This is a genomic window from Methylobacterium radiodurans (genome assembly GCF_003173735.1).
In the GTDB taxonomy this organism is placed as follows: domain Bacteria; phylum Pseudomonadota; class Alphaproteobacteria; order Rhizobiales; family Beijerinckiaceae; genus Methylobacterium; species Methylobacterium radiodurans.
In genome coordinates, this window is record NZ_CP029551.1 from 4,466,168 (window position 1) to 4,483,062 (window position 16,895).

Genomic DNA, 16,895 nt, shown 5'->3' on the forward strand with positions numbered 1-16,895 from the left:
GACGCCATGACCGTCCACTTCATCGGCGCCGGGCCGGGCGCGGCCGACCTGATCACCGTGCGCGGGCGCGACCGCATCGCCGCCTGCCCGGTCTGCCTCTACGCGGGCTCGCTGGTCGCGCCGGAGATCCTGGGCTGGTGTCCGCCCGGCGCCCGCATCGTCGACACGGCGCCTCTCGACCTCGACGCCATCGTGGCCGAGATCGAGGCCGCGCAGGCCCGCGGGCAGGACGTCGCCCGGCTGCACTCGGGCGACCTCGCGATCTGGAGCGCGCTGGCCGAGCAGATGCGCCGGCTCGACCGGCTCGGTATCCCCTACACGGTGACGCCGGGCGTGCCGGCCTTCTCGGCGGCCGCCGCGGCGCTGCGTCGCGAGCTCACCGTGCCGGGCCTCGCCCAGTCGGTGGTGCTGACCCGCTCCTCGGGCCGGGCCAGCGCGATGCCCGAGCGCGAGCGGCTCGCCGCCTTCGCGGCGACCGGCGCGACGCTGGCCCTTCACCTCTCGATCCACGTGGTCGAGAAGCTCGTCGCCGAGGTGACCCCCTTCTACGGCGCCGCTTGCCCGGCCGCGATCGTCTACCGCGCCTCCTGGCCGGACGAGCGGGTGCTCACCGGCACGCTCGCCACCATCGCGGGCCAGGCGGCCGAGGCCGGGCTGGAGCGGCAGGCGCTGATCCTCGTCGGCCCCGCCATCGAACCGCGGGAATTCCGCGAGAGCGCCCTCTACGCCGCCGACTACGATCGCCGTTTCCGGCCGGGCGGCGCGGTCGCGGCGGAGGGGGCCCGATGAGCGTTCAGACCGGCGTGCCCGGCCTCCTCGTCGCCGCCCCGCGCTCCAGTTCCGGCAAGACCACCGTGGCGCTGGCGCTGATGCGGGCGCTGGCGCGACGCGGGCTCCGGGTCCGCGGCGCCAAGTGCGGCCCGGACTACATCGACCCGGCCTTCCACCGGGCCGCCACTGGGCATCCGAGCTTCAACCTCGACAGCTTCGCCATGGGGCCCGCCCTGCTCGACGCGGTGGCGGGCCGCGCCGCCACGGACGCCGACCTCGTGGTGGCGGAGGGCTCGATGGGCCTGTTCGACGGGGTGCGGGCGGCGCCCACCCGCACCGGCGCCAATGCCGACATCGCGGCGCGCTACGGCTGGCCGGTCCTGCTCGTGCTCGACGTGTCGGGCGCGGCGCAGTCGGCCGCGGCCGTGGCGCTGGGCTGCGCGCGCTACGACCCGAATGTCCGCATCGCCGGCGTGGTGCTCAACAAGGTCGCGAGCCCGCGCCACCGCCGCCTCGTCGAGGCCGGTCTGGAACGGGTCGGGATCCCGGTTCTCGGCGCGCTCGCCCGCGACGCGAGCCTCGTCCTGCCCGAGCGCCATCTCGGCCTTGTCCAGGCCGGCGAGACCGCCGACCTCGAGGCCCGCCTCGACCGCCTCGCGGATCTCGCCGAGGCCGGGCTCGATCTCGACGCGATCCTCAGCCGCGCGGGCGGCGCGGCCCCCCCCCTCTCGGGCGCCCTGCCCCCGCCGCCGGGCCAGCGGATCGCGGTGGCGAGCGACGCGGCCTTCAGCTTCCTCTACCCGCATCAGGAGACGGGCTGGCGGGCGGCCGGAGCCGAGATCGTGCCGTTCTCACCCCTCGCCGACGAGGCCCCGCCGGCCGATTGCGACGTCTGCTGGTTACCGGGCGGCTACCCCGAACTCCATGCCGGCCGTCTCGTCGCGGCGGACCGCTTTCTCACCGGGCTCCGGCGCTTCGCGGCGGACAGACCGGTGCACGGCGAGTGCGGCGGCTACATGGTGCTGGGCGAGAGCCTGGAGGATGCCGAGGGCGTGGCCCACCGCATGGCGGGACTTCTGCCGGTGGCGACGAGCTATGCCCGGCGTCGCCTGCATCTCGGCTACCGGGTCGCGCATCTCGTGGCCGACGGGATCCTGGGGCCGGCCGGCACCCGCCTCGTCGGGCACGAGTTCCACTACGCGGGCGAGCTGACCGGGGCGCCGGAGGAGGCCGTCGCGCTGGCGCGCGTCGCCGACGCGGAGGGCACGGATTTGGGCTTTGCCGGACACCGGAGGGGTCGGGTCACCGGCAGCTTCTTCCACCTGATCGCCGCCGAGCCCGCCTGAAGCGAGGGCCGCGGCGGGGCGGCTACGACGCGGCGGCCTCGCCGTCCGCTGCCGCGCCGTCCCGGGCCTGCGAGAGACGGGCGGCGGCGCGCACGATCGAGAGCACGTCGCGGCGGACCTGATCGTCCTCGATCGCCGCGTAGGCGCGCAGCAGCTCGATCGCCCCGTGCGCGCTGAGGAAGCCGAACACGTCCTCCTGCGGCCCCTCGGTCTGGCTATCGTCCTCGAAGAAGGCCGAGACCGGCACTTCGAGCAGGCGGGCGATCTCGCGCAGGCGCCCGGCGCCCACACGGTTCTGGCCCTTCTCGTATTTCTGCACTTGCTGGAAGGTCACGCCGACCGCGTTGCCGAGAGCGGTCTGGCTGAGCCCGCGCGCTTTCCGCAGCGCGGTGATGCGAATGCCGACGAGGCGATCCACGTCGGTCGTTTGCTTCGGCATCATCGGACCTGAACCACCCTCTAACCGTCGGAGCCAGCGCCCGTCCGGCGCCACCCGATGCCTCATCACCGTCCCGAGCACCGGATTCTCTACCGCACCGGCCGGGCCGCGACGAGACGTCACCCGGTTGGCACGCGTCGTGAGAGTTTCCAGCCGACTGCCCGACAGCACATCCGTTCATATGCTCAGGTTGCGCACAATGTCTATGTCCGCGGCGCAACCCTAGGAAGATCTCCCACGTATGAAATGCTGAGTCCGCGGTTGACTTGCGATCTCCCGGACCTGAACCCTCGCCCGAACGCGCACCAGAACGGAGATGCGGATGTTTATCGCGATGAACCGCTTCAAAGTGGTCAAAGATTCGACGGCCGAGTTCGAGCAGGTGTGGCTGGGGCGCGACAGCCACCTCGGCGAGATGACGGGCTTCGTGGAGTTCCACCTGCTGCGCGGGCCGGAAGCCGAGGACCACGTGCTCTACGCCTCGCACACGATCTGGCGCTCGCGGGCCGATTTCGAGGCCTGGACCCGCTCCGAGCAGTTCCGCAAGGCGCATAGCCGCGCCCCGTCCTCGAAGCCGCTCTACCTGGGCCACCCCCAGTTCGAGGGCTTCGAGACGATCCAGACGGTCGCGCGGCCCGCCGAGTCGGGCGAGGCCGCGGCCTGAACCGCGCGGGTGTCGTCCGGCCGCGTTAGGCGGCCGGGCGCAGCCGCGGCAGGAAGATCGCGAGCAGGCCGATCAGCGGCAGGTAGGCGCAGAGCCCGTAGACGAACGCGATGCTGGTGCGGTCGGCAACCTCACCGAGCAAGGCCGCGCCGAGGCCCGCCATGCCGAAGGCGAAGCCGAAGAACAGGCCGCCGACGAGCCCGATCCGTCCGGGCAGCAATTCCTGCGCGTAGACCAGGATCGCGGGCATCGCCGAGGCCAGGATCAGGCCGATCGGCACGGTGAGCGCCACCGTCCAGCCGAGCCCGACATGCGGGAGCGCGAGCGCGAAGGGCAGCACTCCCAGGATCGAGCCCCAGATCACCGGCTTGCGCCCGATCCGGTCGCCGATCGGCCCGCCGAGGATCGTGCCGGCCGCGACCGAGCCGAGAAACACGAACAGGTAGAGCTGCGACTGCACCACCGAGACGCCGAACCGGTGGATCAGATAGAACGTGTAGTAGGACGAGAAGCTCGCCATGTAGAAGTATTTGGAGAAAATCAGCGCGAGCAGGACCGCGACGCTCGCGACAACCCGCGGCCGCGTCAGGCCGTTGCCCGCGGCAACCGTCACCCGGGGCCGGGCCGCCGCCGCCCGCAGGCGCCCGCGGTACCAGCGGCCGACCGCCGACAGCACCGCGATGCCGGCGAGCGCGGCGAGCGTGAACCACGCCACGCTCGTCTGCCCGTGCGGCACCACGAGTGCGGCCGCCAGCAGGGGCCCGAGGGCCGTGCCGGCATTGCCGCCCACTTGGAACATCGACTGCGCGAGGCCGTAGCGCCCGCCCGCCGCCATGCGGGCGACCCGCGAGGCCTCCGGGTGGAACACCGCCGAGCCGATGCCGATCAGCCCGGCCGCGAGGAGCAGCGCCGGGTAGGCGGGCGCCGTGGCGAGCGCGACCAGCCCGACCAGGGACATCACCATGCCGCCCGCGAGGGAGAAGGGCAAAGGCGTGCGGTCCGTGTAGAACCCGACCATCGGCTGCAGGATCGAGGCGGTCACCTGGAACACGAAGGTGATCAGGCCGATCTGGCCGAAATCGAGGGCGAAGCGGGCCTTGAGCAGGGGGTAGATCGCCGGCAGCAGCGACTGCACGAGGTCGTTCAGGAGATGCGACAGGCTGAGGCCAGCGAGGATCGCCAGCGCCGGTCCTGACTCTGCCGGTCCCGCGCTGGCCGGCCCTGAGGCCGCCGGCGCCGCCGGCCTCTCCTGCGCGGACAGCGCGCTCGGCACCTCGATACCCCGTCCGCTCATCGCCGCATCCGCCTCGGCGCGTCCTAGATCCGCGCCGCCCTCGCCGGACCTTCGCACGGTTCGCGGCCGGATCCCTAGCGCAGGCGCGGCCCGGCCGGCAGTGCTGCCGGTGACGAAATGGCCTGCGTGCCGCGCCGGCACCGGAGGGCGGGGCCTCTGGCTTGCAGTCCTCTCCGGGTGCGACGCCGCGGACGCGTGAATTTGTCCCTATTCGGGACATTTCTCCGACCAGAACGGATCAAGGGCCCCACAGATGTTCCAGGATCGGCCCCCCCAGATCTATCGCGCCCTGCCGAGCCCGGGGACGCGCCGGAACGTCTGGGCGGCCCTGATGCCGCGGCGGCGGCGCGCGCTGGCGCGCCTGGGCGTGCCACTCACGGCGGCTTGCATCGACCTCGCGGTGATCGTCGGCACCACGCTCCTGCTCGAATACGTCTACGCCTACGCAACGGAGGCGGGCGTTCCGGCCTCCTCCCAGCTCCGGGCCTGGCGCCTGGCCGGACTGCTCGCCCTGGTGGTGCTCTCGGTCAACGTCCTGCGGGGCAGCTACACGATCGAGACCCTGCTCGACCGCAGGCCCCATCTCCAGCGAACCGCCTCGCTCTGGCTCGCCGCCTGGGGCGCCGTGCTGGTGGTGAGCTTCGTCACGAAGACCACGACCGACTTCTCGCGCGCGGTCGCGGCCGGGACCGTCCTGCTCGGATTGCCGGCGCTGATGGCCGGCCGCGCCCTCACGGTCTGGCTGGTGCGCCGCCTCGCCCGGCCCGGCTCGCACTCGGTCGCCCGCGTCCACCTCGTCGGCTACGAGGAGGATGTTGCGCGCTTCTACGCGGGGAACCGGGCGGACGCCCTCGGCCTCCGGGTGATCGGCACGAGCTACCTGCGCCGGCCCGACGCCGACCTTGCCGCGCGGCAGGCCCAGATGGACGAGGATCTCGAACTCGCCGTCTCGGTGGTGCGCTTCCTGCGGCCCGACGACGTGTTCATCCTGGTGCCCTGGTCGGAGCCCGGCGAGGTGGAGCGCTGCATCGACGCCTTCCTGCGCGTGCCCGCGGCCCTGCACCTGCGCCCCGGCACCGTGCTCGACCGCTTTCCCGACATGCAGGTCGCGCGCGTCGGCCGGCTCTCGGGCATCAATATCGGACGCCGGCCGCTGAACCTCGCCGAGGTGGCGCTGAAGCGCGCCTTCGACCTCGCGGTGAGCCTCATCGCGCTGGCGCTGCTCGCCCCGCTCCTCGCCGCGGTCGCCGTGCTGATCAAGCTCGACAGCCCCGGGCCGGTCCTCTTCCGGCAGAAGCGCTACGGCTTCAACCAGCAGCCGTTCTGGGTCTTCAAGTTCCGCAGCATGCGGGCCGAGGCCGACGCGCCCTTCCGGCAGGCTACCCGCAACGACGCCCGCGTCACCCGGGTCGGCGCCTTCCTGCGCCGCTCCAACCTCGACGAGCTGCCCCAGCTCCTCAACGTCGTGAAGGGCGAGATGTCGCTGGTCGGGCCGCGCCCGCACGCGCTGGCGCACGATCGCAGCTTCGAGCGCCGCATCGCCCTCTACGCCCGCCGCCACAACGTGCGGCCGGGCATCACCGGCTGGGCCCAGGTCAACGGCCTGCGCGGCGAGACCCTGACCGACGCCGACATGGAGGCCCGCGTCGCGCACGACCTGCACTACATCGACAACTGGTCGCTCTGGTTCGACCTGCAGATCATCCTCCGCACGGTGGTCTCGCGGCAGGCCTACGACAACGCGTTCTGAGGGGGCCGGGGGCGAGCGGCGGGCCCGGCGACGGCCCGGGCGCGCACCTGAGGTTCGGATTGCCGCACAGGCCCGCGATTTGACAACGCGGCCCCCGTGAACCACTTCTCCCGCCGCGAGGCCCCCTCCGCCCAGGGGCCGGCCATCCGCACAATCTGTCCGACCCGTCGCGGTGGCTCCGTCGAGAGGCTGATCCGTCCATGAAAGTCGTCGTCGTCGAGTCGCCGGCCAAAGCCAAGACGATCAACAAGTATCTCGGCCGCGACTACGAGGTGCTGGCCTCCTTCGGCCATATCCGCGACCTGCCGGCCAAGGACGGCTCGGTCGACCCGGAGGCCGACTTCCAGATGGTCTGGGAGCTGGAGGACCGCGGCTCGAAGCGGGTCTCCGAGATCGCCAAGGCGGTCAAGGGCGCCGAGAAGCTGATCCTGGCGACCGACCCGGATCGCGAGGGCGAGGCGATCTCCTGGCATGTGCTGGAGGCGCTCAACGCCCGCAAGGCGCTCAAGGATGTACCGGTCGAGCGCGTCACCTTCAACGCGATCACCAAGGATTCCGTCGAGCAGGCGATGCGGAAACCCCGCGCGATCGACCAGGCGCTGGTCGACGCCTATCTGGCGCGCCGTGCCCTCGACTACCTCGTGGGCTTCAACCTCTCGCCGGTGCTCTGGCGCAAGCTGCCCGGCGCGCGCTCGGCGGGCCGCGTGCAGTCGGTGGCGCTGCGCCTCGTCACCGAGCGCGAGGTCGAGATCGAGACCTTCAAGCCCCGCGAGTACTGGTCGCTGGTGGCGACGCTCGCGACCGAGACCGGCGGCGTTTTCGACGCCCGGCTCGTGGGCGCCGACGGTAAGCGCATCCAGCGCCTCGACGTCGGCACCGGCGCGGAGGCGGAGGCCTTCCGGCGCGACCTCGAACTCGCGACCTTCCGGGTCGCCTCCGTCGAGGCCAAGCCTGCCAAGCGCCATCCGCAGCCGCCCTTCACCACCTCGACCCTCCAGCAGGAGGCCTCGCGCAAGCTCGGCATGGCCCCGGCCCAGACCATGCGGGTCGCCCAGCGCCTCTACGAGGGCGTCGATATCGGCGGCGAGACCGTCGGCATCATCACCTACATGCGGACCGACGGCGTCGACATGGCGCCCGAGGCCATCCGTGACGCGCGCACCGTGATCGGCCGCGAGTTCGGCGACGCCTACGTGCCCGACGCCCCGCGCAAGTACACGGTGAAGGCAAAGAACGCGCAGGAGGCCCACGAGGCCGTCCGCCCGACCGACATGGGCCTGCTCCCGAAGCAGATCGCCCGGCACCTCGAGCCCGAGCAGGCCAAGCTCTACGAGCTGATCTGGACCCGCACCGTGGCGAGCCAGATGGAATCGGCGGAGCTGGAGCGCACCACGGTCGATGTCGAGGCGAGCGTCGGCCCGCGCAAGCTCGATCTGCGCGCCACCGGCCAGGTGGTGAAGTTCGACGGCTTCCTCACCCTCTATCAGGAGGGCAAGGACGACGAGGAGGACGAGGAGTCGAAGCGCCTGCCCATGATGCGGGCGAACGACGCGCTCAGGCGCGAGCGCATCACCGCGACCCAGCACTTCACCGAGCCGCCGCCGCGCTACTCGGAGGCGAGCCTCGTCAAGCGCATGGAGGAGCTCGGCATCGGCCGGCCCTCGACCTACGCCGCGGTGCTCCAGACGCTGCGCGACCGCGAATACGTGCGCATCGAGAAGAAGCGCCTCGTGCCTGAGGACAAGGGCCGGCTGGTGACCGGCTTCCTGGAGAGCTTCTTCAAGCGCTACGTCGAGTACGATTTCACCGCCGACCTCGAGGGACAGCTCGACCGCGTCTCGAACGCCGAGATCGACTGGCGGGCGGTGCTGCGCGACTTCTGGCGCGATTTCTCCGCCGCGATCGGCAACACGAAGGAGCTGCGCGTCACCGACGTGCTGGAGGCGCTGAACGGGCTGCTCGGCGCCCACATCTTCCCCGAGAAGGCGGACGGCTCGAACCCGCGCGCCTGCCCGACCTGCGGCTCGGGCCAGCTCTCGCTGAAGCTCGGCAAGTTCGGCGCCTTCGTCGGCTGCTCGAACTACCCGGAGTGCAAGTACACCCGGCAGCTCTCGGCGTCGGGCATCGACGGCGAGGGTGAGGGCTCCTCCGCCGAGGGCGGGCAGCCCGGCGTGCGGGTGCTCGGCGAGGACCCCACCACGGGCCTGCCGGTGACCTTGCGCGACGGCCGCTTCGGGCCCTTCGTGCAGCTCGGCGAGGCCTCGACCGAGAAGGGCGCCGAGAAGCCGAAGCGCTCCTCGCTGCCCAAGGGCCTCGCGCCCTCCGCGGTCGACCTGGAGAAGGCGCTGAGACTCCTGGCGCTGCCGCGCGAGGTGGCGCGCCACCCCGAGACCGGCGAGCCGATCCTGGCCAATCTCGGCCGGTTCGGTCCCTACGTGCAGCACGGCAAGACCTACGCGAACCTTGGAAAGGATGACGACGTCCTTGAGATCGGAGGCAACCGCGCCATCGACCTCATCGTCGCCAAGGAACAGGGCGGCGGGCGCGGGCGCCCGGCCGCCGATCCCGGCCGGCCGCTCGGCAAGGACGCGGCGAGCGGGCGCGAGCTCGTGGTCAAGGCCGGCAAGTACGGCCCCTACGTCACGGACGGCGAGGTGAACGCCACCCTGCCGAAGACCGCGAACGCCGAGGCACTGACGCTCGAAGAGGGTATTGCCCTCGTGAACGCGCGGCGCGAGGCGGGCGGCGGCAAGGCTTCGGCCCGCGGCGGGCGCAAGACGGCTGCGTCCAAGACCGCGGCGGCCAAGACGGCGACAAAGAGTGCGGCCAAGCCTGCGCGGCGAGCGGCGGCGAAAGCGGCCGACGGCGATGAGGCAGACGGGTCCACGGCGAAGGCCAAGGCGAAGCCCAAGGCCGGTGCCAAGTCCACCGCGAAGACCGCCGCCAAATCGTCGAGCAAGGCGTCCGCCAAGCCCGCGGCGTAGATCGCCGGCGCTCGCCTCCGGATCGCGGCAGCGAACCGTTTCGGCTCCGGCGACGTTTCGCCCCTGACCGGATCGGAGAGGGGTGCCGCGTGATCAAGAGGTTCTGTCTCGCCCTGGCCTTCGCGGGCGGGCTCGTCGCCGCCGCGCCGCCGGCCTCCGCCGTGACGCTGCCGACGGCCGCCGGCCTCGTGGACGCCTCCGGCAGCGCCCTGGTCGAGGTCCGCTACCGGCGGCACTGGCGACGCCACCATCGCCACCGCTGGCACAGGCATCACCATCGCCGCTGGCACCACCACCGGCGCCACCGCCACGCGCTGCGGGATCACCGGCCGCTGCGCTTCAGCGTGGGGCAGGCCCCCGCCGGCGAGGCCCGGCCCTGGCGCGATCCGGTGCGCCCGGTCACGGCCGGCCGCCTGACCCCGCGGCTCGACTGAGCCCCGTTCGGGCCCTCGCCGCGGCCGCGCGGCCCGCTACCTCCTGTCGGGCCGCCCGCGAACGAGGCGGACGAATCATGAGGGAGAGGCCCGATGCCGCTCGAACGATACACGCATGGTGCGCCCCACCACGACGCGGCGACCGAGGGCGCGATCCGCTTTCCGATGACGAACGGGCAGCGCGTGATCGGCTGCGAGATCGGTGCCGACGTGCTGCGGCAGCAATTCGGCGACGACGGGGCCGATCCCCTCGACGTGTTCCTGCAGCACCGGTCGGTGATCGAGGCCGCCGCGAGCCGGGCCTACGACCGCGGCACCTTCCCGAACGACCTGATGGAGCTGACGGCGGGCGATTTCGCGCCCGGTTCCTGAGTCGGCCTCCCCCAGCCGCCCGTACTGGGGCGGCCGGGGTTCGTTCCGCTCAGTCGCGCACGATCACCTTCGTGCCGACCCGGACCCGGTCGTAGAGATCGACCACGTCCTTGTTGGTCATGCGGATGCAGCCCGACGAGACCGCCGCGCCCATGGTCTCGGGCTCGTTCGAGCCGTGGATGCGGTAGAGCGAGGAGCCGAGATAGAGGGCGCGCGCACCCAGCGGGTTGTCCTGGCCGCCGGCCATGTAGCGCGGCAGGTCGGGGCGGCGCGCCAGCATCTGGGCGGGCGGGCGCCAGGCCGGCCACTCCTTCTTCATCGTGACGGTCTTCACCCCTGACCACGAGAAGCCCTGCCGGCCGACGCCGACGCCGTAGCGGATCGCCGCGCCCTCGCCCAGGACGTAGTAGAGCCGGCGCTGGCGCGTCGAGACCACGATGGTGCCGGGCTTCTCCTTGCCCGCATACGCCACGGTCTCGCGCGGGATCGCCTGCGTCCGGAAGATGTTCATGAAGTCGGCCAGCGGGCCGCTGTCGAAGGGGCCGGCTTCCGCCGGTCCCGCAAACAGCGCCAGCCCGGCCCCGAGGGCCAGCACGGCGATGCGCGTCGTCATGGAGATCTCCTGTGCGAACGAATGCGCGGAGAAGCCCAGCGCTTTGCGGCAGCTTCTGGCCCATCGGACGGGGACGGGGCCGCTCGGCCACGCTTGTGGGATCTGCGCAACACCGGCTTGACGCCATGACGCGCCTGTGGGTCGCCGCCGCACTGCGGCCGGAAGCGTTTGATTCGGCGGATGAATCGCGGCTCTGAATCCGGGGCGCTTCGGTTCCCCCTGCCCGCGCCTGGAATCATGCCAGAATGTCGCAGGCGATTGCGCCGGACTGAGTCCGTCCCCTACTGTCCGGTCGTGCCCCACGGTTGCGAGACAGAGACGACCCGGCGTCGCCGACGCGCCACGAGACCCGCGCTCTCCGCCGCGCTGCTGTCCCTGCTCGCCGTGCTGTCGCTCCTTCTCCTCGCCGGCTTGCCCGCCACGGCGGATGCCGAGATCCGGCCCGCACACCGTTGCGCGACCGCCAAGCTGCGCGATCCCGCCTGCCCGGCTCAGCGCTTCGCCGTGCAGGTGACGATCGACGCCGACGAGCCGGCGGGCGAGTCCCGCACGCTCGCGCCCCGGGCCTCGACGCGGGCGGATGCGCATCCTGCGCCTCTCCTCGCGCCGCGCACCGATCCAGTCCCGCCTTCGGCCTCCGCGCGCCTGCCCGAGCGTCCGCCCAGGCGCGCCTGACGCCCAAGAGCCGCTCCGGGATCCGTTTCCCAGAAACGGACCGGAAGGAATCTGGATGTTAAGCGGCACGCCCGATGCGTCGCGCGAATGCCAAGATCCGGGTCCATAGCGCTCGGACAGATCCGTCGCGCGTGTCCCGACAGGGACGGCCCCGCGCCCGCGCCGCGCCCTGCAACGCCCCGTCTCTCTCGGCTGTGGCGTGCCGGCGTCCGAGCGCCGCGCCCAAAACTCCGGACGGCCGAGTGAGCGGCCCTCCTCCCCTGACGCCCGTCTCAGGAGCGAAGTGATCGTGACCGCCACCCCCCTCCCCGCCCATCGCCCGGCGCGCGGCCGCCTGACCTGGCCCGCCGCGGTGCTCCTGGGCGCGGTGCTCGTCTCCGTCTCCGCCTGCAACCAGCGCCAGGCCGCCGCCCCGGTGCCGCAGGCCCCGCCCGAGGTCGGCGTGGTCACGGTGGCGCCCCAGCCGATCCCTTACGTGCGCGATCTGCCCGGTCGCGTCGCGCCGATGCGGATCGCCGAGGTGCGCTCGCGCGTCTCCGGCCTCGTGGTGAAGCGGCTGTTCGAGCAGGGCTCGACGGTCAAGGAGGGCGACGTCCTCTACAAGATCGATCCGGCCCCCTACGAGGTCGACCTGATGAGCGCCGAGGCGACGCTGGCCAACAAGGAGGCCGCTCTGGTGCTCGCCAACCAGCAGGCCGAGCGCCTGGAGACCTTGCTCGCCCGCAACACCGCGAGCCAGGCCCAGTACGATACCGCCTTCGCGGGCAAGCGCCAGGCCGAGGCCGAGGTGGCCGGCGCCAAGGCGGCGCGCGACCGGGCCAAGCTCAACCTGAGCTGGACCGACGTGCGCGCGCCGATCTCCGGCCGCATCGGCCGGGCGCTGCTCACCGAGGGCACCCTGATCGAGCAGGGCTCGACGGGCGTGCTCGCCACGATCCAGCAGCTCGACCCGATCTACGTCGACATCACCCAGTCGGTGGGCGAGCTGAACAAGCTGCGGCGTGATCTGGCGAGCGGCGAGCTGTCGAAGCTCGAGAACGACACCGCCAACGTCCACCTGATCATGGACGACGGCGAGCTCTACCCGCTCGCCGGCCGGCTGCTCTTCTCGGATGTCACTGCCGACCCGAGCACCGGTCAGGTGACGCTGCGCGTGCTGATCCCGAACCCGAACGACGAGCTTTTCCCCGGCATGTATGTCCGCGCCCGGATCAAGCAGGGCATCGATTCCGACGCGATCGCGGTGCCCCAGCAGGCGATCCAGCGCACCGCCGACGGCAAGCCCGAGGTCTGGGTGGTGAAGGAGGGCAACAAGGTCGCGCTTCAGCCGGTCGAGGTCGGCCCGGTGGTCGGCCAGAACTGGCTAATTCGCGACGGTCTCAAGGCCGGCGAGCGTATCGTGGTCGACGGCTTCCAGAAGATCTCGGCCGGCATCGAGGTGAAGCCCGTGGACCACACCGCCGCGCACGAGAGCGAGGCCGGCAAGCCGCACGACCCGGACGAGGCCGAGAGCGAGGGCAAGCGCCAGGCCGCGAGCCAGGTCCGCTGAGCGCGCCGCGGGGAGTCTGAGCCATGGCACGCTTCTTCATCGACCGCCCGGTCTTCGCCTGGGTGGTGGCCCTCTTCATCATCCTGGGGGGCGCCCTCTCGATCCCGATGCTGCCGATCGCGCAGTACCCGGTGATCGCGCCGCCCTCGATCGCCCTGTCGACCGCCTTCCCGGGCGCCTCGGTCGAGAGCCTCTACACGGGCACCACCCGTCTCATCGAGGACGAGCTGAACGGGGCCGCCAACATCATGAGCTTCGAGTCGACAACCGACTCGTTCGGCTCGATCAACATCACGGCGACCTTCGAGCCGGGCACCGACCCGGCGCTCGCCTCCGTCGAGGTGCAGAACCGGCTCAAGCGCGTCGAGGCCCGCCTGCCCGCGGAGGTGCGCCAGAACGGCATCCTGGTGGAGGAGGCCTCGGCCGCGACCCTCAACATCATCACGCTCGTCTCGACAGACGGGAAGATGGACGAGATCGGGCTGGGCGACTTCCTGATGCGCAACGTGATCAACGAGATCCGCCGCATCCCCGGGGTCGGGCGCGCCACCCTCTACTCGACCGAGCGCTCGCTTCGCGTCTGGGTTGATCCGGACAAGCTGCGCGGCCTCTCGCTGACGCCGGAGGACGTCACCGACGCGATCCGCAACCAGAACATCCAGATCGCCTCCGGCGCGGTCGGCGCGCAGCCGAGCCCGGTCAACCACGCGGTCTTCGCCCCGATCATCGTGAAGGGCCAGCTCAGCACGGTCGACGATTTCGGCGCCATCGTGCTCAGGGCCAACCCCGACGGCTCGAACGTGCGCCTGCGCGACGTCGCGCGGATCGAGCTCGGCGGCGACGCCTACCAGTTCTCGACGCGGCTCAACGGCGGGGAGGCTGCCGGCATCTCGGTGACGCTGGCGCCCGACGGCAACGCGCTGGAGACCGCCCGGGGCATCCGCGCCAAGATGGAGGAGCTGGCCCAGTTCTTCCCGCCGGGCCTGAAATGGGACATCCCCTACGACATTACGCCCGCCGTCGAGGCCTCGATCAAGAAGGTCATGATGACCCTCGTCGAGGCCGTGGTGCTGGTCTTCATCGTGATGTTCCTGTTCCTGCAGAACATCCGCTACACGCTCATCCCCACCATCGTCGTGCCGATCGCCCTCATGGGCACCGTCACGGTGATGCTGCTGGCGGGCTTCTCGGTGAACGTGCTCACCATGTTCGGCATGGTGCTGGCGATCGGCATCCTGGTCGACGACGCGATCGTCGTCGTGGAGAACGTCGAGCGCATCATGAACGAGGAGGGCCTCCACCCGAAGGAGGCCACGCGCAAGGCCATGGACCAGATCACCGGCGCCATCATCGGCATCACGCTGGTGCTGGTCGCAGTGTTCATCCCGATGGCCTTCTTCCCCGGCTCGGTCGGCATCATCTACCGGCAGTTCTCGATCGCGATGGTCACCTCCATCGCCTTCTCGGCCCTGCTGGCGCTGACGCTCACCCCGGCGCTCTGCGCCACGCTGCTGAAGCCGATCGAGAAGGGCCACGGCCCCGCCAAAGGCGGCTTCTTCGGCTGGTTCAACCGGGTGGTGGACCGCGAGACCGCGCGCTACGGCCGCGGCACCCGCTGGTTCATCAAGAAGTCGGGCCGGGTGATGCTGGTCTACCTCGCGCTGGTGGCGGGCGTCGGCTACGCCTTCATGCGCCTGCCCGAGGGCTTCCTGCCGGTCGAGGACCAGGGCTTCTTCACGGTCGACATCCAGACCCCGCCGGGCGCCTCCTACAACCGGACGCAGGCGGCCGTGCGCAAGGTCGAGGACTACCTGCTGGCCCAACCCGGCGTTGCCACCGTGACGACGCTGAACGGCTTCTCGTTCTCGGGCCAGGGTCCGAACCTGAGCCAGGCCTTCGTCACCCTGAAGCCCTGGTCCGAGCGCGACGCGAAGAACTCGGCCGCCGCGCTGGTCGCGGGTACCAACGCGGCGCTCGCGGGCTATCGCGACGCCATCATCGACGCGCAGGAGCCGCCGCCGGTGGACAACCTCGGCAACGCGGCGGGCTTCTCGTTCCGCCTGCAGGACCGGGCGCAGCGGGGCTACTCGGCGCTGGCCGCGGCCGAGGCGCAGCTCCTCAAGATCGCGCAAGCCAGCCCGATCCTGCAGAAGGTGAAGATCGAGGGCCTGCCGGCGACGCCCCAGGCCGAGCTGATCATCGACCGCGAGAAGGCCGCGGCGCTCGGCGTGAAGTTCGAGGATATCAACGCCACGATCCAGGTGAACCTCGGCTCGGTCTACACCAACGACTTCCCGAACCGGGGCAAGATGCAGCGCGTCTACGTGCAGGCGGAGCAGCTGCAGCGCATGCAGGCCTCGGACATCCTCAACTACGCGGTGAAGAACAGCCAGGGCACCATGGTGCCGATGTCCTCCTTCGCCGACCTGAAGTGGAGCATGGGCCCGAGCCAGATCGTCGGCTTCAACGGCTACCAGTCGGTGCGCTTCACCGGCGAGCCGGCTAAGGGCTACACCTCGGGCGAGGCGATCGCCGAGATGGAGCGGCTGATGCAACAGCTGCCCAAGGGCTTCGGCTACACCTGGACCGGCCAGTCGCTGCAGGAGAAGCAGGCGGGCTCGCAGGCCTCGCTCCTGCTCGCGCTGTCGGTGCTGATCGTGTTCCTGTGCCTGGCCGCGCTCTACGAGAGTTGGGCGATCCCGTTCTCGGTGCTGCTCGTCATCCCGCTCGGCGTGATCGGCTCGGTGGCGGCGGTTTACCTGCGCGGCATGCCGAACGACGTCTACTTCAAGATCGGGCTCATCACGATCATCGGCCTCTCGGCCAAGAACGCGATCCTGATCGTGGAGTTCGCCCGTGACCTCTGGAAGCCGGGAACCAACATCGTCGAGGCGACGATCCAGGCCTCGACGCTGCGCTTCCGGCCCATCGTGATGACCTCGCTCGCCTTTATCTTCGGCGTGGTGCCGCTGGCGATCGCCACGGGCGCGGCCTCGAAGAGCCAGCAGGCGATCGGCACGGGCGTGATGGGCGGCATGATCTCGGCGACCGTGCTGGCGGTGTTCTTCGTGCCGGTCTTCTTCGTGGTGGTGATGCGGCTCTTCCGCCGCCGGGACGTCGAGGCCGGGATGCGGAGCGAGGCCGAGCCCGGCACGGTGCGCCCGCCACAGCACGGGATTCCGGCGGAGTGACGTCCGGCCGGTCGCGCTTCCTCCTCACACCGTGAGCGGGGGGGCGCGACCGGCCGCGCGGCGCCTGCGGAGAGGTCGAGCCGCTGAAATCAGTTCAGTCCGTGTCTCGACTTAGGCCCACTTGTCGCGCGAGCGGGATCGCATGTTGATCCGGCTCGTGGCGTACGTGGACGGCCGGTCTTGCTTTCGGTAGTCTTCCGCATGTGGCGAGCGGAGCCCCCGGCTCGGGCCGCCATACGGAGGGACGCGCCGATGCCGATCCGATCCCAGCTTGGCCTGGGCCTCGCCCTGGCCTCGTTCGTCCTCGCACAATCCGGTGCGCGCGCGCAGCCTCCTGCCGGAACCTGGACGGATCCCCCCGCTAGGTCGGCCGCGCCGGCCGCCAAGCCGGCTTCCGATCCGGTCGCCGAACCTGCCGTCAAACCGGCCGAGCCGGTGAAGCTGCGCGCGGCGAAGCCCGCCGTCGCGGCGCCCGCACGGGCCGAGGCACCGAGAAAGAAGCCCGTTCGGGCGGCCCGTGCCGCCTCGCCGCGCCGGGTGGTGGCGGCCCGGCCGGCGCGCCGGCCCGAACCGGCCGTGCGGAGCGCCGTTGTGCGGTCCGTCCGGATCGCCCGGCCGTCGTACAGGGACTGGCAGGGGGCGGAGCCGGTCTACGTGGTGCAGCGGGTCTACGATCCGCGCGACCCGCGGCTGGAGCGCCTCTGGAGCGCCGAGGAGGCCGGATACCTCACCGTGCGCGGGCGCCACGTCGCCTATCCGGACGGTCGGATCCTCAGGATCCGTCCGAGCGGCGACGAGGCGGATTCCGATTGA

General features: G+C 71.4%; 14 protein-coding genes. 11 read left to right on the forward strand and 3 right to left on the reverse strand.

Going from position 1 to position 16,895, the window contains the following annotated elements:
• Positions 1 to 6 precede the first annotated feature (6 nt).
• Entirely contained in the window at positions 7 to 789 is a 783-nt protein-coding gene (cobM, locus tag DK427_RS20930) for a precorrin-4 C(11)-methyltransferase (RefSeq protein WP_109953056.1), read from the forward strand.
• Entirely contained in the window at positions 786 to 2,117 is a 1,332-nt protein-coding gene (locus DK427_RS20935; RefSeq protein WP_109953057.1) for a cobyrinic acid a,c-diamide synthase CobB, read from the forward strand. The genes cobM and DK427_RS20935 overlap by 4 nt, the downstream gene beginning before the upstream one ends.
• Before the next feature lie 22 nt (positions 2,118 to 2,139).
• On the opposite strand, the gene DK427_RS20940 is transcribed toward DK427_RS20935, so the two are convergent.
• Positions 2,140 to 2,559 (reverse strand): helix-turn-helix domain-containing protein, encoded by a 420-nt coding sequence (locus DK427_RS20940; RefSeq protein ID WP_109953058.1) that lies wholly within the window; start codon positions 2,557 to 2,559, stop codon positions 2,140 to 2,142.
• A gap of 319 nt (positions 2,560 to 2,878) precedes the next feature.
• Here DK427_RS20940 and hmuQ point away from each other — a divergent pair, with 319 nt between their 5' ends.
• The gene (gene hmuQ, locus DK427_RS20945) at positions 2,879 to 3,220 is read left to right on the forward strand and encodes a heme-degrading protein HmuQ (RefSeq protein WP_109953059.1); all 342 of its coding nucleotides are present in this window, start codon (positions 2,879 to 2,881) and stop codon (positions 3,218 to 3,220) included.
• A gap of 25 nt (positions 3,221 to 3,245) precedes the next feature.
• On the opposite strand, the gene DK427_RS20950 is transcribed toward hmuQ, so the two are convergent.
• Entirely contained in the window at positions 3,246 to 4,514 is a 1,269-nt protein-coding gene (locus tag DK427_RS20950) for an MFS transporter (RefSeq protein WP_109953060.1), read from the reverse strand.
• Positions 4,515 to 4,767: 253 nt separating this feature from the next.
• Here DK427_RS20950 and DK427_RS20955 point away from each other — a divergent pair, with 253 nt between their 5' ends.
• The 4 genes from DK427_RS20955 (at position 4,768) to DK427_RS20970 (ending at position 10,054) form a co-directional block, all read left to right on the forward strand.
• Entirely contained in the window at positions 4,768 to 6,264 is a 1,497-nt protein-coding gene (locus DK427_RS20955; RefSeq protein ID WP_109953061.1) for an undecaprenyl-phosphate glucose phosphotransferase, read from the forward strand.
• Positions 6,265 to 6,464: 200 nt separating this feature from the next.
• Positions 6,465 to 9,248, forward strand: a complete 2,784-nt coding sequence (topA, locus tag DK427_RS20960) for a type I DNA topoisomerase (protein ID WP_109953062.1) — start codon at positions 6,465 to 6,467, stop codon at positions 9,246 to 9,248.
• Between the two features lie 89 nt (positions 9,249 to 9,337).
• Entirely contained in the window at positions 9,338 to 9,682 is a 345-nt protein-coding gene (locus tag DK427_RS26805) for a hypothetical protein (protein WP_204165209.1), read from the forward strand.
• A 93-nt stretch (positions 9,683 to 9,775) separates the two neighbouring features.
• Positions 9,776 to 10,054, forward strand: a complete 279-nt coding sequence (locus DK427_RS20970; protein WP_109953063.1) for a DUF1488 family protein — start codon at positions 9,776 to 9,778, stop codon at positions 10,052 to 10,054.
• A 49-nt stretch (positions 10,055 to 10,103) separates the two neighbouring features.
• On the opposite strand, the gene DK427_RS20975 is transcribed toward DK427_RS20970, so the two are convergent.
• The gene (locus DK427_RS20975) at positions 10,104 to 10,667 is read right to left on the reverse strand and encodes a L,D-transpeptidase (RefSeq protein WP_109953064.1); all 564 of its coding nucleotides are present in this window, start codon (positions 10,665 to 10,667) and stop codon (positions 10,104 to 10,106) included.
• Between the two features lie 294 nt (positions 10,668 to 10,961).
• Here DK427_RS20975 and DK427_RS20980 point away from each other — a divergent pair, with 294 nt between their 5' ends.
• From DK427_RS20980 to DK427_RS20995, 4 genes are all read left to right on the forward strand, one after another.
• Positions 10,962 to 11,342, forward strand: a complete 381-nt coding sequence (locus DK427_RS20980) for a hypothetical protein (RefSeq protein WP_109953065.1) — start codon at positions 10,962 to 10,964, stop codon at positions 11,340 to 11,342.
• 334 nt (positions 11,343 to 11,676) lie between these two features.
• A complete protein-coding gene (locus DK427_RS20985; RefSeq protein WP_109954298.1) occupies positions 11,677 to 12,891 on the forward strand; it encodes an efflux RND transporter periplasmic adaptor subunit in 1,215 nt (404 codons plus the stop codon).
• Between the two features lie 23 nt (positions 12,892 to 12,914).
• Complete coding sequence (locus tag DK427_RS20990; protein ID WP_109953066.1) at positions 12,915 to 16,082, forward strand: multidrug efflux RND transporter permease subunit; 3,168 nt, start codon at positions 12,915 to 12,917, stop codon at positions 16,080 to 16,082.
• A gap of 252 nt (positions 16,083 to 16,334) precedes the next feature.
• Positions 16,335 to 16,895: a hypothetical protein gene (locus DK427_RS20995; protein WP_109953067.1), complete on the forward strand. Its 561-nt coding sequence runs from the start codon at positions 16,335 to 16,337 to the stop codon at positions 16,893 to 16,895.